The following is a 20,201-nucleotide window of genomic DNA, read 5'->3' as shown; positions in this document are numbered from 1 at the left end:
TTGCAAACTTTAATATTGTAATATTTTACTTTTTAGTCCGTTTATATTTGTGGGTAATAGTAAGGAATGACACCGTCTTGGATGGAAACCAGTGTCAGCTACTTTCATGACACCATCATAAGGTGAAACTGGATCCCAGTGTTTGGGCACTGGGATGACAAGAAGAGAGCACTGGAATGACAGGAGAAGGGGGGCTACTACCGTCATAAAGGAACCAGTGTCAGCTACTCGGATGATACCTTCTTTCTACTTAGTTTGGGTTATGCAAGAAGTCTATTCGCGGTATAGATTCCGCTAACACGTAGCGGGATGAAGGTTGTCGGTAAATCTAAGTCAGTTTAGCTATATGCTTTTAATTCCCCCAAAAGGAGAATGAAATATGTGAAATTCTAGTTGATATAATTTAATGAATGGTTAGTTTAAATTACTAATTTATTTAAGAGACTTTGATGATATTTAGCCCACTCGCTTTTCTATTTTCCATATCACGATGTGCTTGAATTATTTCATCAAATTTATATTTTTTATTGATCCGTACAGTTAAAAGTTTTTTTCTTATCATCTCGAAGATTTCCATTGTGGTAAGCACTAATGTGAATCTATCATGCTTATAATGGTATATTGAGGTTCCAGTTGCAAATAACGAACGTGAACTAAGTAAAGAAAAACTAATAGGAGCGTTACCTGATATCTGCCCATAGGAAACGTATATGCCGAACCTGCCTAAAGATTCAAAAGAGAGCTTACTTGTAGCGTAACCTATGGGGTCATACACTGCACCTACTCCTCTGTTTTGCGTAATCTCCATAATTTTAGAAACGAAGTCTTTATCATTGTAGTTTATTGCGTATGTGCAGCCACTTTGTAAAGCTATCTTCATTTTTTCATCAGAGCTTACAGAACCTATCACTACACCTTTTTTATCCTTTGCCCATTGACATATTATTTGCCCTAAGCCACCATTAGCTCCATAAACTAGCACGAAAGCACCAGGCCTGATTTTATAAGATTGATTAACTAAATAGTGAGCTGTCATACCTTTAAACAGCACTGCAGCAGCAACTTCATCAGATATGTCATCTGGAATTTTTATCAGATATTTCTGGTGTATAATGCGCTTTTCACAATATGCCCCTGGAGGAGCTGTGCAATATCCAACTCTGTCTCCAACTTTGAATCCATCACTGATTTTTTTACCAAGTTTTTCAATAACCCCAACTGCTTCCACTCCAAGCACTGATGGTAAATTTTTAATTTTGCGTGTACCTTTTCTGTGCTCTAAATCATAACGATTTAAGCCGATAGTTGTGTGACGCACTAAGACTTCCTCGCCTTTTGGCTCACCTATGCTCTTATCTACAAATTCTAATACTTCTGGTCCCCCAGTTTTTTTAATTTGTATAGCTCTAACCATGATGAATATTAAGACAAAAACTTTGATTATGTTATCTAACAATTAATATTTTGCAAAGTTATTGTTTTCACAATCAATAGACTTCTTGCGTTACCTCCTGTCATTCCAGTGTCAGCTACTTGGATGACACCCTATTGATTACTGAAATGACATGGTTTGCAAACATTCTGTTACTTAAGCTTAAAAAACGTGTATGACAGTGTTATTTCGCTCAAATCTTTTGTATTGTTATCAAGCATTATCTCAGGATCTATATAAAAAGATACGGGCATAGCTGCTTTTTGTTTTGGTAGCAACATTTGTTCTTCAAAACAAAAGCATGCAATTTTATTGAAATACTTACCTGCTTTGAAAGGCGTAACGTTATACACCGCCATTCCAAATGAAGGCTGATCAGATAGATTTTTTGCGTAATAAAACGCTAAACTTTGTTCTCCTATGTTTACGTCAACGTAGTTAGTTTCTGATTTAAACTCCCAAGGTAGATCGGACATTATATCAGCATTGAAATGGACCCTGATCTTTTGGTTAGTTATATTTGTTGTTGTGTTAGTTACTTTTCTTATTGTGCCACCATACCCAGTAGCTTTACAGAAAATGCTATATAGAGGTACCGATGCATATGCAAGACATATCATCGACACAACTAAAGATACTAAAAAGAAAACTATAGAATTCTTACTGCCTTTCCTTAAAAAGGAAAACATCTAATCCCTATTGTTGAACAAGTTAAGTAACCTGAGTAGATTGAGAAACATATTAATAAAGTCAAAATAAAGATTAGTTGCACTGAGTATTGCCAATTTAGTAGTAGCAACTTCTGATCCGTCATTATGTTTATAATAAACGTCCTTGATTCTTTGAGCATCATACGCAGTCATTAAGGTAAAGACTATTACTGATATGAACGATATTGCAAAGTGGAAAGGACTACTTCCAAGAAATAAATTTACTATAGACGCAATGATTAACCCCCAAACTCCTATAATCAAGAAAGAGCCCATACTTGTAAGATCTCTTTTTGTAGTATTGCCATATAAAGCCATAGAGCCAAACATGATTGATGTAATGAAAAACGCCCTTGCTATATTTTCTGCAGTATAAACTATAAAAACATAAGATAAGGAAAGCCCCATTAACACTGAGAACGAGAAAAATATAGTAACGGCAGACTGAGCACTTAGGTGTTGAATTCTATAAGACATGTAGAACACCAATGCAACCGGAGATAACATTACCACAAGCGATAGAACGGGATTAGAATAAATTACTTGAAAAAGACCAGAAAATACTGTTAAAAATGCAACAAGCCCTGTGACGCCCAAAGCTAAAGCCATGTAATTGTATACTTTAGTTAGGTAACTTCTAAGCCCAGCGCTATAGTAAACGCCTTGAGAGCGAATATCCTGTTCATTTCTCATATAAGACATAATATAACTCCTTTTGTCCATTATTTAACACATTATAATATAAAACCACATTTTTATCAAGTGTTTTTATTATAAACAGCTATGCGCTGGCATTTGTTTTAATATAAATAGAATATAGGCCTATTGCTGCTGCATTTGAAACATTTAAGCTGTCAATTACGTTTGATATTGGGATCTTTAAAAGATAATCACAATTTTCTTTAACTAACCTCCGCATTCCTTTCTCTTCAGAACCAAAAATAATTACTCTTTTTTTCTCAAGACTCTTTATTTCATCTATATTTTCTTTAGCATTGCAATCAAACCCGTAACACCAATAGCCGACCTTTTTTAAATACTGCATAGTTTTTACTATATTTGTAACGTATATTAGCGGAACAATATCTAAAGCCCCACTTGCTGCTTTTGCAATAGATGCATTTTCACTCGGTGAATGGTTATGTGGTAAAACCAATGCGTTGACATTAAAACAAGCTGAAGTTCTTAAAATCGACCCAATATTGTGCGTGTCAGTGACTTGATCTAAAATGACTATAGTAGAGCTGTCGTTTGAGCTTTCAGCTACTTCTTCGATGCTTAAGTTATAAAGAATAGGGGCAACATTTAAAGCAATTCCTTGATGGTTAGCACCTTTAGATAAAACGTCATTAAGTATTTTGTTTTCTACTAATCGAACTTTAATGTCCTTACTATTTACACATTGCCTAATTTCTTTTTCATGTTCTCTATAGAAATTTTCTGTTACTAACAGTTCTATACACTGCCTATTTTTATTCTTCAGTGCTGACATGCAGGTGTGCTTTCCATACAGCCAAAAATTCTCATTAGTTTTTGACGATTTCATCGTATTATCGAAAATCGGGTTTTTATAGAATAAGCAACATTTTACTATGTTTGGATATTGTTGTAAAATTACACAATTCGATTAATGCGTTTATGTCGGACGATGAGTTGGATTGGCAAAAAAATGTTAAGCCAATAGAATGTGGAAAAGTTACTTTGAAAATTGATCATAAAGTAAATATAAAGTCTATGGTTGATAAAGGTACCTCCGACTTACAAAGGAATTTTCTTAATACCAATAATGGTAACTCATCATTTTGTCTTGACAAAAACACAAAATCAAAAGTTGATAGGGGTAAATATTTTATAAGCGATAAGCTCGATTTGCACGGCTATAGTATAGAAGATGCTTACTGTAAATTGATAGATTTTATTATCAAAAATTATCGAGCAGGAAATAGATGTTTATTGGTAATTACGGGATACGGCAGTGCAACAAATAAAACAGACACTATAAAGAGTAACTTAAATAAATGGTTAAATGACACTAAAATCCAGCATATGGTTCTATACTACCAACAAGCTACGAAAAAACATGGTGATAAAGGGGCTTTTTATGTTTTATTAAGAAGGCTTAGGCCCTATTAGCTGCTTAAGTTTCCTTTTAAGCCTTAATTTTTCTTGTATAACCATACAGTGTTCGGCAGCGCGTGACGCACAACTGTGCGAACATTGGGATTTGGGTCTACCAGGAAGGATGTCTCCCAGTACCTCTTTTCCCGTCATCCCGCTACGTGTTAGCGGGATCTCATTTCACTTTATGAGTGTGTCATCCGAGTAGCCCCTTTCTCGTCATCCCGCTACGTGTTAGCGGGATCTCATTTCACTTTATGAGTGTGTCATCCGAATAGCTTGACTACTTGGATCCAGATTGGATACTGAGTTGGTGAGTATAAAAGTATAGCTTCTACGTCATACCGCCGCGGTATCTCAGCCGCTAACAAGTAGCGGGGTGACGAGTTACTATACCGCTGCGAACCTTCATACCGCGATTTATTCCATAGCTGTACGAACATTCATTTTTGAAGGTAAACTGCACAGCAAATGGTGTCATTCCAGTGCTTGACACTGGAATCCAGCCGGCTTTGTTGCATCGCTAGCTATGATGGATTAAAGATAAAAAAGGTGGAGAATATCAGTAACTTATTATTCTGGTATTTATAACAAGAACGGTCAGTGAATACCTAAATTTGAGTAAAAGAAATTTCACTACCACTCACTAATCCGGCTAAAATTCAAGAATTTCAATGCTTTAGCTATTTTCAATAGAATTAAATTTATTAATATAAATAACAAATTACTATTCTTAAATTTGATCAGATTGATTGCAAAAAAACAAGATTTTCAATAAGTTGCTTATAATCCTAATTATAGTTAGCCTTTCATAAGTAGCGATGCAACAAAGCCATTCCAGCGTCACGCGCTGCCATGTGGTATACAAATTTCCTTCGAATTACAACGTACGTGCGCTCTATATGCACTTGATTGACAAATGCTCTCTTATCAAAATCTCAAGAATCTGCACTATATTTAATGCTGCGCCTTTGCGCAGGTTGTCAGCCACTATCCACATATTTAATCCGTGCTCAACAGTATTGTCTCTTCTAATACGCGATACATATACAGCATTCTCCTGTACAACATCAATTTGAGTTATGTATTCACTATCTTCACGCCTGTTGTACACTAAAACTCCACTATCTTCGGCTTCACTTAGCACTTCACGAGCTTGTTCTTCAGTGATATGTTGATCAAATTCCACATTTACTGCCATAGCGTGACCGATAAAGACGGATACCCTTACACAAGTTGCAGTAACTTTTATATCTTCCTCTAAAATTTTTTTTGTCTCCTCTTGCATTTTCCATTCCTCTTCTGTAGAACCATTTTCCATGAATTCTCCTACATGGGGAATGCAATTGAATGCTATTTGCTTAGAGAATATCTTGGGTTTTTTAGCTTCGTTCATAAAGATTTTTTTTGTCTGGTCATAGAGCTCATCCATTGCTGCTTTGCCTGCACCAGAAGTTGATTGATAAGTTGAAGCAACGATTCTCTTTATTTTTGCTTTTTGGTGTAATAGATGTAGTACTAGCAGCATCTGTATTGTAGTACAGTTTGGATTGGATATTATGTTGTGGTTTTTATATTCCATAATTTTTTCTTTATTAATCTCTGGAATAATGAGTGGCACACCCTCTTTCATTCTAAAATGGGAACTGTTATCTATCACGATGCATCCAGCCTGTGTTGCAATTGGTACATACTCTTCAGAAACATGAGATCCAGCACAGAAAATGGCTACATTAGTTCCAACGAAGTCATAATCCTCAAGGCATAAAACTGTTAACTCTTTGTCACCAAAGCTCACCTTCTTCCCTTCTGATTTTTTCGATGCAAGTGCAATAACGCAATCTATCGCCTCATCTTGAAATTCAGCAAGCGTGCTTAATACCTCACGCCCTACTCTTCCGGTTGCTCCAATAACAGCAATTTTGTATCCCATATAGATGAACCTCTAATTTCAAAGTTCTATTATATTTTTACTGACAAAATTTACAATTGTTTTAATATTTTTACCTTGCAATTAATTGTAATTTAGCTATTATTATGCAATATTAGTAATATTATATAATGAAATGAAAGATGAGTAAGGAATACGATGAAACTAAGGTTAAACCTGCAATTTCTACACCTCAAGGGCCTGAAGGAACCAATGGATCAAAGGCCCAAAGTGTTCTTTCGAATAAAAGAAAGCCTACAATAAATTTTGATGATAAAAAGTATGGTGTAAAAACCTCTAAAATAGACCAACAGTCTCTAAACAAAAGACAAGAATCTTCAAAGCTAAGAGATTTCTTAAGGTCAATACCAATAATAAGGAGATTTTTAGCAAGGATTTTCACACCTGAAAAAATAGAAATCATCAGTAACCCTATGTATGACAACATGGAAGCATATAAAAAATCGCAGGAAGATTACCCTAGTAAGATAAAAGATGAAACTAGTATAGATGATGAACACACAAAAGAAGTAGATAGTAAACTTGAGAAGGGTAATGTTGAACAAGTGGACAACAAGAAAAGTCGTAGTTCATAAATATCAATCATTTAAAAATTATCTCTAGTTATAACATTGTATCTGTTCAGATGCATGGCTCATGTACAAATATTGAAACAAAAATTCCAGTGCTCCCTTTCTTGTCATCCCAGTGCGTGACACTTGTATCTTTATGATGTGAGGCATTAGAGCTAAAATACCTCACAGGGAGGGTGAAGCTGATGCGACACTAATGCCATTAAGCCAGATTTTGCTTCCCTTCCATAGAGTTAAAGACTGAACAGTATCTTTTGGAATTATATCCCGTATTACAAGGTTAGTCTAAACTCTCAGTTTATTTATAGTCTTGGAGGCAATTTTATGCAAGTAAATGCTATTTTAGGTGTGGATATTTCAAAAAAGAAATTTGATGTTTGTTTGTTAGTGGACAGTAAAAAACGACACAAAGTCTTTCAAAATAATCAAGATGGTTTTGCAAAACTTGTAGTTTGGTGCAATGGCCATGGAGCAAATCTTACTCATTTATGTCTTGAAGCAACTAGTTGGTATGGAGAAGATTTGGCTACTTTTATGCACGATTTAGGACATAATGTCAGTATAGTAAACCCAGCCCAAATCAAAGCTTTTGGCAAAAGTGAGCTGCTCAGAAATAAGACAGATAAATCAGATGCAGCTATGATAGCTAGATTTTGTATCGCCAACAAACCTGCTCTTTGGAAGCCCATTGCACCTGAAATGAGGCATTTGAGGGAGCTTTACCGTTGCATGCAATCGCTAAAAGATGATAAGGTGCAACAGACAAATCGCTTGGAAAACAAAAATATGCATTCCAGTTGCAAAGAAGCTATATCTAAAGTAATTTTGGCAATAGAGGAGCAAATTATTGTTCTCGAAAAAGAAATTAATGAGCATATAAATAACTATCCACATCTAAAAAATATGGTGGAAAACCTTAAGACTATAAAAGGTATAGGATATCTTACTGCTGTTGTCGCAGAAATGCCATCAGTTGATAACTTTGACAATGCTAAACAATTTACAGCTTTTGCTGGTCTAAATCCAGGACATTATCAATCGGGATCGTCAGTAAGTAAGAGAAGTTGCATATGCAAAATAGGATCTGAGCGTATTCGAAAAGCTCTTTATATGCCAGCTATAGTAGTCAAAAACCATAATAATCATTTTCAAAAGTTTTGTCAGCGTCTAGCAAGTAAAGGCAAATGTCCAAAAGTCATAGTTCTTGCGTTAATGCGAAAATTAATGCATGTCTTTTTTGGTATTCTTAAAAAGAATCAACCATTTAATTGTAATTTTGTTGGATAATTTGTTTGACAGCAGAGACAGTATCTGGGATCCAGGAAAGTTTGCTTGTGAGCAAGCAAACTAGCATAGAAAGTGGTTACAACATTTTCGATGAGATTATATGGAAAACTAGATCCCAGTGGGCTTTGTTGCATCGCTCAAGTGAAAAGAACTGGCAGTTACTGACAAAATTCATTATAAATAGCCATTTAACTGTTGAAGAAAAAATATGCCACAAAAAATGAGAGTCAGTAACTGCCATGAATATAACAAATTTCTCCAAGAAAGAGGAAGCATTTTTTGTTATATCAATGACGCCGTAGAAAATTGGTACGAGAATTGTCCAAAAATGCAGGGCGGCAACTATATTTATAGTGATAAAGTTGTGATTTTGGTGCATATAATCGTCAGTTTCTTTAGAATTGGTTTAAGACAAACAGTCGGGTTTATAAAAGGGTACTTGCAACAAATAGGAAGAGATTTGGCAGTTATCAGCTATTCACAAGCATCAAGAAGGTTTAAGAAACTTAATATTAAGATAAATGATTGCAGAATTGATAAAAATAATATGGAAGATATCGAAATTGCTATAGACAGTACAGGAATTAGTATATACAACAACACTCCTGGTCACAGCAAGGAAAATAGCACTGACAGAAAATATCGTGGCTATGAGCAAACGAGAAAATTGCACGTAATGTTGAATATAAACAACAAAAAAGCCATAGCTGTAAAATACAGTAATGGTGTCTACTCTGATCACTATGGAGCTTGTGATTTGCTAAAAGAAGTTGATTTTCAGCATGCCATAAAAGCACTATATGCAGATAGAGCATGTGATAGGCACAAGTTTTATAAGTTGTGTAACAAATATGATATAAAGACAAAAATTCCACCAATAAACAATGCGGCAGAACATCCAGAAATAGATTATATGTCTGACAGGAATGCTGCTATTAGGTTAATAAAATTATACGGTGAAGATGGCATGAAAGAATGGAAAAAAGAAGTAAATTATGGGAAAAGATCTTATATTGAAGGGTTTTTCTCAAGATTAAAGCAAATATTCGGATTTAGTTTTAGGAATAAATCTGAGATAAATCGAGAAAAAGAACTGCTAATCAAATGCTATTTGCTTAATAAATTCACTGATATTGGTATGGCTAAATTTGAGATAGTTACATGAATTTACCATAAATCACCATCTCATAAAGTGTGATGCAACAAAGCCATCCCAGTGTCACGCACTGGCATGACATCACTTTTGCTTCAATATCCCCACATTAGCGGAGGTAAGCCCATTGCGAAAATCAGTATGTTAAGGCATGATTTTTAATAACCTCAACATCGCTAAATTCAAAAGTTTGGTTGCCTATAATTTGAAATTTCTCATTTCCCTTTCCTGCAACTAGCAGAATCATACCCTCGTTATAGGCAATATCTACGCCTTTCTCTGTAGCTTCTCTCCTACCTCCTATCTCCAGTGCATCAGGGCAATGTAGCAAAATATCGTGGCGAATTTTTGCCGGATCTTCATCACGCGAATTATCATCTGTAATTATTACTTTATCTGCATACATTTGTGCTATTTTGCCCATTTCTGAACGTTTCGTCTGATCGCGATTTCCACCGCATCCAAAAACTAGAATTATTTTTTTGTTGATATGCCATTTTAAAGACAATAGGGCTTGTTTAAGCGCACTTGGAGTATGAGCGTAATCCACGAATGCAAAAGGTTGCACTTTTTCCATTCTTCCTGGTGGAGAAACGAGTTTTTCTACGCATATTTCTCTGTAATTTAATCCAGATATACCAATTGCACATAGCAGATTATATGCTTGAAATTTTCCTAAAACTGGGAAAAATGTATTGTAAATTTGGTTATCAATTTTTACTGTAAGATGTTGACCATTAGGGGTTGATGTTTGCTCTAATAAAGTAATATCAGAGCCTTTTTTTCCATAAGTCACAACTTTATTACTGCGTTTTTCAGCTATTTTAAGCAATGCGCCGTATTCATCTATATCCGCATTTAAAATCGCTGTTTTTCCTTCTGGTAATACTTCGTAAAATAACCTTTTTTTAGTTTCTAAATATCCACCAAGACTTTTATGGTAATCTAAATGATCTTGCGAGAAATTAGTAAAAGCTGCAGCACTCAACTTTAATCCATGGATTCTGTATTGATCAATCCCATGACTTGATGATTCCAACACTAAGTGTTCTACACTTATACCACGCAATGTTGCGTAAAGGTCTTCTGCACCTGGAGTGGTAAGGCTGTTGCTATTACCTTTTCTGCCATTATTGATGCATGTTCCAAGTGTTCCAATAGACGCAGCATTATAGCCAGAGTTTTGCCAGATCTGGCGGCAAAATTCTACTACTGAAGTTTTACCATTTGTACCAGTTACAGCAGCAACATATTTGGGCTGTTTGAATTGATAAAACCTGCTGACTATTTCGCTGTATATTTCTTGAGGGTTTGGGTGTTCAAGCACTGCAAAGCTCGAAGTATCTGTCATTCCAGTGCGTGACACTGGAATCCAGTTTTTATTATACAATTGCCTAGTGTGCTCATTTGCAATTAAATTTTCTGGATCCAAGTAGTCAAGCACTGGGATGACATCTTTCTTGGCCCCTTGTATCACAACGTCTACACAGTTGTGTACGTAACACTGTGATTCAGTAGGAAGGATATGGATTCCAGTATCGCATGTTGCGTATTCTTTACTCCTTTCTGACACATAAACAAAAAGATAACCTTCCTTGACTCTCTTGGGATTACATGTAACGCCCTTGATTTCAATATCAAAGTTAACATCAATAATGTTATGCAGTAATTCTCTCAGTTTCATCTGCCAGCTTTGATATTCAAACATGGCAGTCTTGCTAGTGCAGCATTTAAATCAGAGATCAAATCCTCAGAATCTTCTAGTCCACAAAATATCCGCATGAAACTTCCACCATAATCTGAATTCATTACAGATCTTGACATAGATCTACGATCTATTGGTAATATCAAACTGTCGCACCCTCCCCAAGAAGCACCAATACTAAAAATTTTCATATGATCAACCATGCAGCTTAGTTCTTCACATGAATATTCTCTATCCAGTATTATACTGAATACGCTACTTGCTCCTTTGAAGTAACTTTTCCATAATTCGTGTTGAGGATGGGAGGGAAGTGCTGGATACAAAACTTTTTTGATTTTTGAATGTTTTTCTAGCCACTTTGCCACTTCCATTGCTGTATTTTGGTGCCTTGCCATACGTGCATGCAGTGTTCTTAGTCCCCTATGTGCAAGGTAGCAGTCGTGCGATTGAATGGTTACTCCATAATTTTTATAGCTCTCATAAAGCAATTTAAAAGTTTCACCTTCAGCAACCATAGCTCCCATCACTAAATCTGAGTGACCGGCTAGATACTTTGTCACCGCATATAGTGCAACATCAACTCCATAATCAAGCGGCTTAAATAACAAAGGAGTGGCCCATGAATTGTCACAAACGGTTACAATTCCACGTTCTTTAGCAACTTTTACTATATGCTCTATATTCGAAATCTCAAACGTTACAGAACCAGGAGTCTCGATCATTATCAATGAAGTATTACTCTGAATTAAATCAGTTATATCCTGTGTTGGATCATAAAAAGTTATTTCTGTTCCTCTTTTTGGTAGCTCATTTTCTGCAAACCTCCTAAGCCTATAATAACTATTATCTTGAATTAAAACGTGCGAGCCTGCTTTAGCGAAAGTTAGAATAGCAAAAGTAAGTGCAAATAGTCCGGAAGGATAAATAAGCGCTTGTCCACTCCCTTCAATTTCAGCCAGTGCATTTGAAAGATAATGAACAGTAGGAGTACCAACATTACTGTAGCTATAATCCCTTGCAACACCATCATTGATTACATCGTATATACTTTCTCCATTTGCTGCATTTAAGTAGTCCTTGTAAGTAGGGAATAATATGGTAGAAGAATGATAAACTGGCGGGTTCATGGAACCTTTATAGTCATTAAATTTTCTTCCTGCTTTAACTAATATAGACTCTTCCTTCACATTTTTATTATTTATTTTTTAAATTGTACTCATCTTGCGTATACAAGTGAAGAGAAATTGCATGTATTAGCTCTATCTCACCCTTCAATAACTCATAAATCAACTTGTGTCTTTTTAGAACGCTCATTCCAATAAAGCCGTCAGATATTAATATTAATTTAATGTGCGAAGGTAATGTTGAAGATGAAGCAAAATAATGATCAGCATGCTTTGCTGATTCATCGATAATGTTGATATCAATTACATCTATCGAATCGCGTATCTTTTCTTCTATTGTTTTAATAATATCCATAATGGTTTCTTTAAGCAACAATATGCTCCTCTTGTCATCCCAGTATCAGCTACTTGGATGACAATCGCAATTACTTATTCTCTTCTTTATTATCTATGTCTTGATAATCAGAATCTACTACTTTTTCCTCTTTATCATTTGGATTTCCTTCTGATGAAAAGCCATTTTCAGCACTATTTTGTTGAGATGCTTGATACATAGCTTCTCCAAGTTTCATAGATAATTGAGAAAGATTAGTGACTTTCTGCTGTATTGAATCAGCGTCATCAATGTTATCAGATTTACTAACTTCTTTTAATTCGTTAACTGCATTTTCAATAGCAGATCTATCTTCTGGTGAAACTTTATCACCATACTCTGTCAGAGACTTTTCTGTAGAATGGACTAAGCTATCCGCTTGATTCTTCACTTCAATAAACTTTTTGCGCTTTTCATCTTCTTGCGCTTTTTCTTCAGCTTCTTTTACCATGCGATTTATTTCATCATCAGATAAACCACCTGAAGATTGAATGCGTATTTTTTGCTCTTTTCCAGTAGCTTTATCTTTTGCAGAAACGTGTGCTATTCCATTTGCATCTATATCAAATGTCACTTCAATTTGTGGCCTTCCGCGCGGAGCAGGAGGTATCCCTTCCAAACTAAACTGACCGAGTAGCTTATTATCAACTGCCAGTTTTCTTTCACCCTGATGCACCTTAATTGTAACAGCTGTTTGGTTATCTTCTGCAGTTGAAAACACCTGAGATTTTTTAGTAGGAATTGTAGTATTACGCTCAATAAGTGGAGTGAATACTCCTCCTAGAGTTTCAATACCAAGAGAAAGTGGGGTCACATCAAGTAGTAATACATCTCTTACATCACCTTGAATGATCCCCGCCTGTATTGCAGCTCCAATTGCTACAACTTCATCAGGGTTAACTCCTCTATGTGGATCTTTGCCAAAGAATTCTTTAACTTTCTCTATGACTTTTGGCATACGAGTCATGCCACCAACAAGAACCACTTCGCCAATTTGACTAGCAGATAAACCAGCATCCTCAAGAGCTTTTTTACAAGGAGCCATAGTTCTTTCGATTAAATCATTCACTAAGCTTTCAAGTTTTGCTCTCGTTAATTTCATATTTAAGTGTTTTGGACCACTTGCATCAGCTGTAATAAACGGTAGATTTATTTCCGTTTCCATTGCACTTGATAATTCAATTTTCGCTTTTTCAGCAGCTTCTTTGATTCTTTGCATAGCCATTGGATCATTTTTCAAATCAATGCCATTACTTTTCTTGAATTCATCTAGTAAATAACTCACTACTCCATTATCAAAGTCTTCACCTCCAAGATGGGTATCACCGTTTGTTGCTTTCACTTCGAAAACTCCATCACCTATTTCAAGTATTGAAACGTCAAATGTACCACCACCAAGGTCATATACTACTATTGTGTGCCCATGTTTCTTATCAAGACCATAAGCAAGTGCTGCAGCAGTCGGTTCATTTACTATTCTGAGTACATTTAATCCGGCAATTTTTCCTGCATCTTTTGTTGCTTGACGTTGAGAGTCGTTGAAGTATGCTGGCACTGTTATCACAGCATCTTTTACTTCCTCTCCAAGATAAGCTTCTGCTGCCTCTTTCATGTTTTGTAGTATAAATGCACCAATTTGACTAGGAGAATATTCTTTATTATCACTTGTTTTAACCCATGCATCACCACTTTTTGCTGCAAATACTTTGTATGGTACACTTAGATTTTTCATCTCAGGATCACTATATTGACGGCCTATTAATCTCTTAGTAGCAAAAAAGGTATTACTTGCATTGGTGGTTGCTTGCCTTTTTGCTGGAGCACCAATCAACCTTTCTCCTGAAGAAGTCAATGCAACTATAGATGGAGTAGTTCTTGCCCCTTCTTTATTTTCTATTACCTTTGTATCCTTGCCCTGCATTATTGCAACACAAGAATTTGTTGTTCCGAGATCTATGCCTATTGCTCTTCCCATAATGAGTACCCCATTGTAAATATTATCTGATATAAGAATATATAAGTATAGGGCTCATTAATTACAAGCCCAATTTAGGTTTCTAATTAGTTATTAGAACTTAAAAGGCGCGAAAGCCACTTAGTCAGCCAAAAATTGCCTCGTAGTTTATTTGAATTATCAGCTTCTTCATTGCTGCTATCCCCAATTTGGTATCCAGAGTTCTGTAATGGCTTATAACCGTTTAAATTAACATCATCTCCTTGTTTTAAAACAAATGTATTTATATCTAAACTGTTATCAATACTAACGTTCAATGTAATATTAAACTCTTTTTCGATTGTAGAAACTGTATTGCGTTTGTTATTAAAAATGTGCGCTATAACTGCACTGTGTGCTACTAAATCAAAAGACTTATTTCGATTCTTGTTAGCAATATATTGTAAATCCCTTAGTATTGATGAAACAATTACTTCGTTTGATTTTACTCTTCCAGTACCTTTGCAGTGTAAACACTCTGTAGTATTAATTTCTTGTATGTTTGGTTTAATTCTTTGTCTTGAAAATACCATTAAACCAAAGTCATTTATGTAGCTAAATTGAACTTTAGCTTTATCATCTTTAAACGCTTGCTTTATAGCAGATTCAACAGCTCTGCAATACTGATATTTCAACATATCAATAAAATCGACTACTATTAATCCTGATAGGCCCCTAAGATTCACCTGTCTTGATATTTCAGGTACTGCTTCCATGTTGGTTCTATAAGCTGTTTCTTCTATGCTATCTTCTCCTGTCATCTTTCCTGAATTCACGTCTATCGAAACAAACGCCTCAGTTAAAGTTATTATCAAAGACCCACCAGATGGCAATTCTACTCTATTGCTATATAACTCAGAAATTTGATCTTCGATTCCGTAGTAAGTAAAGATCGGAGCATAACCTCTATACAATCTATAGCGCAACTTACTACCTTTTAGTGCATTGTTAGCATATTGCCTAACTGCCTCAAAAGCTTCCTTTCCAGACACTATAACTTCTATACCATCGCTACAAAAATCACGAACAGATCTCATAATTACATCTGCTTCATTGTAAATTAATGATGGAACGTTTACAGAGAAGGCATTTTTTTGAATGCTCTGCCATAATGAGGATAAGTAATTGTAATCCTGCTCAATTTCTTTCTTATTTTTTCTTGAACCAACAGTTCTTACTATTAAACCTGACCTTTTTGGCAAGTTTATTGAACTCAGTATCTCCTTTAACTGCTTTCTGACATTAGCATCTTCAATTCTGCGAGACACTCCACCTTTACTCATGGAATTTGGCATGAAAACACAGTATCTACCCACTAAAGTTATGTATGTTGTAAATGAAGCTCCTTTATTGCCTCGTTCCTCTTTAGTTAGCTGAACCAATACTTTTTGATTTACTGAAATAACATCTTGTAATTTGTATTTTTTATATAAAGGTACCTCTCTTACAAAACCACTACCTGACTCGTTGACATTCTTACTAGCTGCAGAATCTGAAGAGACATTTGCTATGGTATCGTTCCCTTTTTCTGTATAATCGTCATTTGAGTAGCTCTCAAAGATAGTTTCCTTTTCTTTTTCTGGAATATTGAAGTAATCTAGAGATATCTCGGAAAAAGACAAAAAACCTTGCTTATTTTTTCCATATTCGATAAATACGGCTTGCAAAGAAGGCTCTATACGCTTTATATAAGCAACGTATATATTACCTCTTAATTGTTTTTTTTCCTTGAATTCTTGTTCAAATTCTACAACCTTATTATTAACTGACAAGGCAACTCTTACCTCATTAGAACAGGTGGAATTTTCTATCAATAATAACCTTTTGCCACTATTTACCACTTATTTACCGTTTGCTTTTCATTCTGAAGTTAACTTCATGCTACTTAATGCACTGTTGATTGTCAAGAATTTTACGATCTGCATTATTCGGTTGACTTTTAGTGTTTTGCGTAATAAACTCGCATAGAATTTATTATATCATTATAAGTATGGCGAAAAAAAATGCTTCTTTGCTCGTTAAGTTAGTTAGCACTGCAATCAAGACAACAAAGACTGGTGAAGAAAAATCAACAGGTTATTTTTATGTAAAAAAGCGTAATCCAAAAAAGCTTACCAAAAAACTGGAGTTTAGGAAGTATGACCCAGTAGTCAGAAGGCATGTGTTATTTAAAGAAGAAAAACTAAAGTAATTTTTTTATAAGGGATTTTATTATTATGCAAAATTTACAATTAAGTTATCCTATAATAGTAGAGTTGGGGGATGTGAAAGATACAAAACTGAAATTAATAAAGGTCATTGCACAATTAATAAGTAAGAAGTACACAACACAGAAAAAAGCAGCAAACGCTCTAAAGATTGATCAACCTAAAGTATCTCAAATCAATAGGTCAAAAATCGAAGGGTTCTCCTTAGAATACTTGCTTAACTTATTGATTGTATTGGACCAAGACATAAACGTAAGAATAAAGCATAATTCTAAACCTGCATAATATGTAAAGGACAAATAAATGCAGAACAATAAAACAGTAAGCTAAAAGGGAACTTATTACTCAACAAAACAAGACTTAAAATTTTGTGCAATGTTATTGATTATAGCTAGATATGCATCTTTTCCAGGCTCTATGTCTGATCCAATAGGATCAAGAACTACCATTTTTGCGTCATTAGAAAGAGCATTAGGCTTTATGCTGTCTTCCTGTGAATGAGCAAATATACACTTAACGTTTTCTTCCTTCATTATCTTTTTTAGCTTCATTAAACTCCTCATACCTATGTAAGAATCCCCTTCTATGGAAAGAATGGCACTTGGGTGATTTAAACCAAAATATTTTTCAAAATATTGATAAGCATCGTGAGTGACGATATATTTTTGATTTTTAAAATCATTCAGTTCTTTCATGATTTCTTTTACTTCTTGGTCTATTTTTTTTATAGCTTTTGTTGCATTAGAGTTGTATCGATGGGAATTTTCTTTATCTATGTTAGACAATGTTGCACTTACAGAAAGTATCATGCTCTTTGCATTTTCGGGACTCAGCCAAATGTGTAAATCTTTTTCATCTTTAATGTGAGTAATTTTTCTAGAAAATGAATGTGGCCGAGTAGGAAGTAGGTTGATTGCCTTTGACAATTGCACTAGTTCTTTATTATTTTTGGCGAAAGTTTGAACAAACGTCTCTAAGTTATCGTCAACATAAAATATAACGTCACTTGATTCTAAATTACTCGCATCAGATGGCTTTAATATATAATTATGCGCAGATGTTGCATAGCCAAGCAATTCCGGTTCTAAAATCCCTTCTGTAATAGAAGCTACAAGTGAGTGGATAGGTTTGATTGTAGCTACAACTTTTAAATTGGATGAAAAGGCGATATTATAGTATAGTGTAAATGAAAGTAATAGAAAAAAAGTCAGTAAATGTCTCATATAAACGTTGAGAAGAAGTTAAATTTTGTCAATAAATTGAATAATGTCAATAATCGTGTTCTAAAAATAGAAAATCTTGCTCTCACATATGATGGTAAAAGAATCCTTTACAATATCAATATGTTCATGGAAAGAGGAGACATAATTACAATACTTGGTCCAAATGGTGGAGGTAAAACCTCTTTAGTGAAAGCAATTGCTGGCATAAATAAAAGCTGTACCGGTAATATCGTATTTGCTGACAACATAAAAATTGGCTATATGCCGCAAAATTTTAGTATTAGTAATTTGATGCCAATAACAGTTGAATATTTCCTTTTAAATAGCTCCTTGAAAAGACTAAAGAAAAATCAATCCATTATTACAGAAACGATAGAGTTGGTTGGTATCGGTAACATTTTGAAGAATCAAGTGTTAGAAATTTCTGCAGGGCAAACACAATTATTGCTACTTGCACGTTGTTTAATTGCAGAGCCTGACTTGATCATTCTAGATGAACCAGTGAGTGCAATGGATATTAACGCGCGGGCTAAATTTTATGATATTATAAATAAAATAGCAAAAAAACGATTGGTATCGATTCTTATGACTTCTCATGATCTTAACTCTGCTCTATCATCCTCAGATTACATAATTTGTATAAATAATACTATCTATTGCCAAGGCAAGCCTGATGAGATTATGAAAAATAGAACCCTAAATGAAATATTTAGCAGTTACGCAGCGAAATGATTCAAAATATTTTGCGTCTTCTGCACATAACTACGGTGCTGACGCGTTACAATATATTACCTTATTTACTTCCACCATCAAAAAAATCAATAAATAAAATACAAGGCCACAAGCTAAAGTGTGCTCTTGAAAAATTAGGTCCGGTGTTCATTAAGTTTGGGCAGTCTATCTCATCACGTACTGATGTTTTAAATGAAGATATAACAAATAACTTGTTATTGATATGTGATAGATTGCCATCATTTTCACATAAAATAGCAGTTAAAACTATAGAAAGTGAGTTTAATTGTAAATTGAGCGACATTTTTTCAAGCTTTTCTGAAAAGCCAATTGCAGCAGCATCGATTTCTCAGGTGCATAGAGCGGTTACAACTGAGGGTAAGGAAGTTGCTGTGAAGGTTTTAAGGCCAAATATTGAGAAAACATTCTCAAGAGATATAAAAATGCTTTCTTGGCTTGCAGAAATTGCAGAAAAATTTAGCGAACAATCAAAAAGGCTGAGGCCAATTGAATTAGTTAAAACTTTTGCTGAAATTTGCCGATTAGAGTTAGATCTACGTTTTGAAGCTGCTCACTCTTCGGAACTAAAGAAAAACACAAAAAATGACAGAGGTTTTTATGTACCTGAAATAGATTGGAATAGAACTGCAAAAAAGGTTTTAACATTAGAATGGATAGAAGCAACGCCAATATACGAAGTTGAAAAACTGAATAATCATAAGCAAATAGCTATCAATCTTATAGAATCGTTTTGTAATCAGGTATACAGGGATTGTTTTTTTCATGCTGATATGCATCCTGGAAATCTAATGGTTGATAGTAATAACAATATTATTGCTCTGGATTGTGGAATCATGGGTAGAATAGATCGTGAGACATGCTATTACGTTATAGAGATACTCAAAGGCTTTTTAAATCGGGATTATGATCACGTTGCAAAAATGCACTTTAAAGCTGGTTACATTTCATCACAGCATAGAAATTTTGTCACAGCTTGCAGGGCGATAGGTGAACCCATTATTGGGCAGCCTATACAGAAGATTTCATTTGCTAGTTTACTTGCTCAGCTATTAAAAATAACTGGTGATTTTGATATGAAAGTTCAAACACAATTGTTATTGCTGCAGAAAACTATGATTTTACTGGAAGGGACATGTAGAAAGATCTACCCAGAAATCAATATGTGGAAAGTAGTTGAAGCGTGGATAAGCAGTCAACATGAAAGTAAAATAGGGTATAGGGAAAAAATTAGAAGTTCTTATCCTGTAAAAACAATCCAAGGGATATTTAGCCTTATAGAAAAATTAAACCTAATAGCTGATAAAAAATTAGAAAACATCCAAATTAAAAATAAATCAAATGGAAAAGTCTATTTTTTATTGTGGTTTGTAATTATAATTCTAATCGTTAAACTTTTAATTTCTTAAACTATGGGAAAAAACTGCGTCAAATCCAATTTTTATTCAACTTAATTTTTAATCTGCAGGAGCCGAGTTGAGAATGTCCAATTTTCCACTTTCTTTATGTATCTGTTCAGCAGAGTGGCAAAATAAGGTAGACGAGAAAAGACAACTATAGGAACAAATGGGTGTCATGCCAGTGCGTGACACTGGCCTCTTGT

23 protein-coding genes and 1 pseudogene are annotated in these 20,201 nt (G+C 34.7%); 9 read left to right on the top strand and 15 right to left on the bottom strand.

Annotated elements, in window-relative coordinates:
* Window positions 1–9: 9 nt before the first annotated feature.
* The 5 genes from ONI09_RS00460 to rlmB form a co-directional block, all read right to left on the bottom strand.
* The gene (locus ONI09_RS00460; RefSeq protein ID WP_265014090.1) at window positions 10–207 is read right to left on the bottom strand and encodes a hypothetical protein; all 198 of its coding nucleotides are present in this window, start codon (window positions 205–207) and stop codon (window positions 10–12) included.
* A gap of 229 nt (window positions 208–436) precedes the next feature.
* On the bottom strand, window positions 437–1,414 hold the full coding sequence (locus ONI09_RS00455) for a quinone oxidoreductase family protein (RefSeq protein ID WP_253303422.1): 978 nt from the start codon (window positions 1,412–1,414) through the stop codon (window positions 437–439).
* A gap of 170 nt (window positions 1,415–1,584) precedes the next feature.
* Window positions 1,585–2,121: a cytochrome c oxidase assembly protein gene (locus ONI09_RS00450; protein WP_006279376.1), complete on the bottom strand. Its 537-nt coding sequence runs from the start codon at window positions 2,119–2,121 to the stop codon at window positions 1,585–1,587.
* Window positions 2,122–2,844, bottom strand: a complete 723-nt coding sequence (locus ONI09_RS00445) for a Bax inhibitor-1/YccA family protein (RefSeq protein ID WP_265014089.1) — start codon at window positions 2,842–2,844, stop codon at window positions 2,122–2,124.
* A gap of 79 nt (window positions 2,845–2,923) precedes the next feature.
* On the bottom strand, window positions 2,924–3,688 hold the full coding sequence (gene rlmB / locus ONI09_RS00440; protein ID WP_253303421.1) for a 23S rRNA (guanosine(2251)-2'-O)-methyltransferase RlmB: 765 nt from the start codon (window positions 3,686–3,688) through the stop codon (window positions 2,924–2,926).
* Between the two features lie 92 nt (window positions 3,689–3,780).
* Here rlmB and ONI09_RS00435 point away from each other — a divergent pair, with 92 nt between their 5' ends.
* Window positions 3,781–4,275 (top strand): Smr/MutS family protein, encoded by a 495-nt coding sequence (locus ONI09_RS00435; protein WP_265014088.1) that lies wholly within the window; start codon window positions 3,781–3,783, stop codon window positions 4,273–4,275.
* On the opposite strand, the gene ONI09_RS00430 is transcribed toward ONI09_RS00435, so the two are convergent.
* From ONI09_RS00430 to ONI09_RS00420, 3 genes are all read right to left on the bottom strand, one after another.
* On the bottom strand, window positions 4,252–4,413 hold the full coding sequence (locus tag ONI09_RS00430) for a hypothetical protein (protein WP_264705267.1): 162 nt from the start codon (window positions 4,411–4,413) through the stop codon (window positions 4,252–4,254). The genes ONI09_RS00435 and ONI09_RS00430 overlap by 24 nt on opposite strands.
* A 211-nt stretch (window positions 4,414–4,624) precedes the next feature.
* Window positions 4,625–4,756 (bottom strand): hypothetical protein, encoded by a 132-nt coding sequence (locus ONI09_RS00425; protein WP_265014087.1) that lies wholly within the window; start codon window positions 4,754–4,756, stop codon window positions 4,625–4,627.
* Between the two features lie 402 nt (window positions 4,757–5,158).
* A complete protein-coding gene (locus ONI09_RS00420) occupies window positions 5,159–6,193 on the bottom strand; it encodes an aspartate-semialdehyde dehydrogenase (protein WP_265014086.1) in 1,035 nt (344 codons plus the stop codon).
* A gap of 140 nt (window positions 6,194–6,333) precedes the next feature.
* Here ONI09_RS00420 and ONI09_RS00415 point away from each other — a divergent pair, with 140 nt between their 5' ends.
* Entirely contained in the window at window positions 6,334–6,786 is a 453-nt protein-coding gene (locus tag ONI09_RS00415) for a hypothetical protein (protein WP_265014085.1), read from the top strand.
* A 24-nt stretch (window positions 6,787–6,810) separates the two neighbouring features.
* Here ONI09_RS00415 and ONI09_RS00410 read toward each other — a convergent pair whose 3' ends face one another.
* On the bottom strand, window positions 6,811–6,933 hold the full coding sequence (locus ONI09_RS00410) for a hypothetical protein (RefSeq protein WP_255324202.1): 123 nt from the start codon (window positions 6,931–6,933) through the stop codon (window positions 6,811–6,813).
* Window positions 6,934–7,107: 174 nt separating this feature from the next.
* Between ONI09_RS00410 and ONI09_RS00405 the strand changes: the two genes are divergently transcribed.
* Genes ONI09_RS00405 through ONI09_RS00395 form a run of 3 tightly spaced genes read left to right on the top strand, consistent with a single transcriptional unit; the run spans window position 7,108 to window position 9,235 of the window.
* The gene (locus tag ONI09_RS00405; protein ID WP_265013931.1) at window positions 7,108–8,070 is read left to right on the top strand and encodes an IS110 family RNA-guided transposase; all 963 of its coding nucleotides are present in this window, start codon (window positions 7,108–7,110) and stop codon (window positions 8,068–8,070) included.
* Between the two features lie 5 nt (window positions 8,071–8,075).
* The gene (locus tag ONI09_RS00400; protein WP_265014084.1) at window positions 8,076–8,294 is read left to right on the top strand and encodes a hypothetical protein; all 219 of its coding nucleotides are present in this window, start codon (window positions 8,076–8,078) and stop codon (window positions 8,292–8,294) included.
* Window positions 8,279–9,235 (top strand): IS5 family transposase, encoded by a 957-nt coding sequence (locus ONI09_RS00395; RefSeq protein ID WP_265013977.1) that lies wholly within the window; start codon window positions 8,279–8,281, stop codon window positions 9,233–9,235. Before ONI09_RS00400 ends, ONI09_RS00395 begins: the two co-directional genes overlap by 16 nt.
* Window positions 9,236–9,359: 124 nt before the next feature.
* On the opposite strand, the gene murE is transcribed toward ONI09_RS00395, so the two are convergent.
* The 5 genes and pseudogenes from murE to ONI09_RS00370 form a co-directional block, all read right to left on the bottom strand.
* Window positions 9,360–10,907 carry a UDP-N-acetylmuramoyl-L-alanyl-D-glutamate--2,6-diaminopimelate ligase gene (gene murE, locus ONI09_RS00390; RefSeq protein ID WP_265014451.1) on the bottom strand — a complete coding sequence of 516 codons (1,548 nt, stop codon included), beginning with the start codon at window positions 10,905–10,907 and terminating at the stop codon, window positions 9,360–9,362.
* Window positions 10,882–12,115 (bottom strand): annotated as a pseudogene (metC, locus tag ONI09_RS00385) (cystathionine beta-lyase). Before metC ends, murE begins: the two are co-directional and overlap by 26 nt.
* A 7-nt stretch (window positions 12,116–12,122) precedes the next feature.
* Entirely contained in the window at window positions 12,123–12,407 is a 285-nt protein-coding gene (locus ONI09_RS00380; protein WP_077188332.1) for a BolA family protein, read from the bottom strand.
* Between the two features lie 70 nt (window positions 12,408–12,477).
* Window positions 12,478–14,400 carry a molecular chaperone DnaK gene (gene dnaK / locus ONI09_RS00375; protein WP_265014082.1) on the bottom strand — a complete coding sequence of 641 codons (1,923 nt, stop codon included), beginning with the start codon at window positions 14,398–14,400 and terminating at the stop codon, window positions 12,478–12,480.
* An 86-nt stretch (window positions 14,401–14,486) separates the two neighbouring features.
* Complete coding sequence (locus tag ONI09_RS00370) at window positions 14,487–16,259, bottom strand: Rne/Rng family ribonuclease (RefSeq protein ID WP_265014081.1); 1,773 nt, start codon at window positions 16,257–16,259, stop codon at window positions 14,487–14,489.
* Between the two features lie 149 nt (window positions 16,260–16,408).
* On the opposite strand from ONI09_RS00370, the gene rpmG reads away from it, so the two are divergent.
* Together rpmG and ONI09_RS00360 are read left to right on the top strand one after the other, a co-directional pair.
* Window positions 16,409–16,609: a 50S ribosomal protein L33 gene (gene rpmG, locus ONI09_RS00365; RefSeq protein ID WP_015589280.1), complete on the top strand. Its 201-nt coding sequence runs from the start codon at window positions 16,409–16,411 to the stop codon at window positions 16,607–16,609.
* Window positions 16,610–16,634: 25 nt separating this feature from the next.
* Complete coding sequence (locus ONI09_RS00360) at window positions 16,635–16,910, top strand: helix-turn-helix domain-containing protein (protein WP_265014080.1); 276 nt, start codon at window positions 16,635–16,637, stop codon at window positions 16,908–16,910.
* A gap of 56 nt (window positions 16,911–16,966) precedes the next feature.
* On the opposite strand, the gene ONI09_RS00355 is transcribed toward ONI09_RS00360, so the two are convergent.
* Window positions 16,967–17,848 (bottom strand): zinc ABC transporter substrate-binding protein, encoded by an 882-nt coding sequence (locus tag ONI09_RS00355; protein ID WP_265014079.1) that lies wholly within the window; start codon window positions 17,846–17,848, stop codon window positions 16,967–16,969.
* On the opposite strand from ONI09_RS00355, the gene ONI09_RS00350 reads away from it, so the two are divergent.
* Together ONI09_RS00350 and ubiB are read left to right on the top strand one after the other, a co-directional pair.
* On the top strand, window positions 17,840–18,580 hold the full coding sequence (locus tag ONI09_RS00350) for a metal ABC transporter ATP-binding protein (RefSeq protein ID WP_265014078.1): 741 nt from the start codon (window positions 17,840–17,842) through the stop codon (window positions 18,578–18,580). The genes ONI09_RS00355 and ONI09_RS00350 overlap by 9 nt on opposite strands.
* Complete coding sequence (ubiB, locus tag ONI09_RS00345) at window positions 18,577–20,007, top strand: 2-polyprenylphenol 6-hydroxylase (RefSeq protein ID WP_265014077.1); 1,431 nt, start codon at window positions 18,577–18,579, stop codon at window positions 20,005–20,007. The genes ONI09_RS00350 and ubiB overlap by 4 nt, the downstream gene beginning before the upstream one ends.
* Window positions 20,008–20,201 lie beyond the last annotated feature (194 nt).

Origin of the sequence: Wolbachia endosymbiont of Drosophila pseudotakahashii, from assembly GCF_026015925.1 — a bacterium.
Lineage (GTDB): Bacteria > Pseudomonadota > Alphaproteobacteria > Rickettsiales > Anaplasmataceae > Wolbachia > Wolbachia pipientis.
The sequence above is the reverse complement of the archived record's forward strand: the minus strand, read 5'-3'. Positions and strand labels throughout refer to the sequence as shown.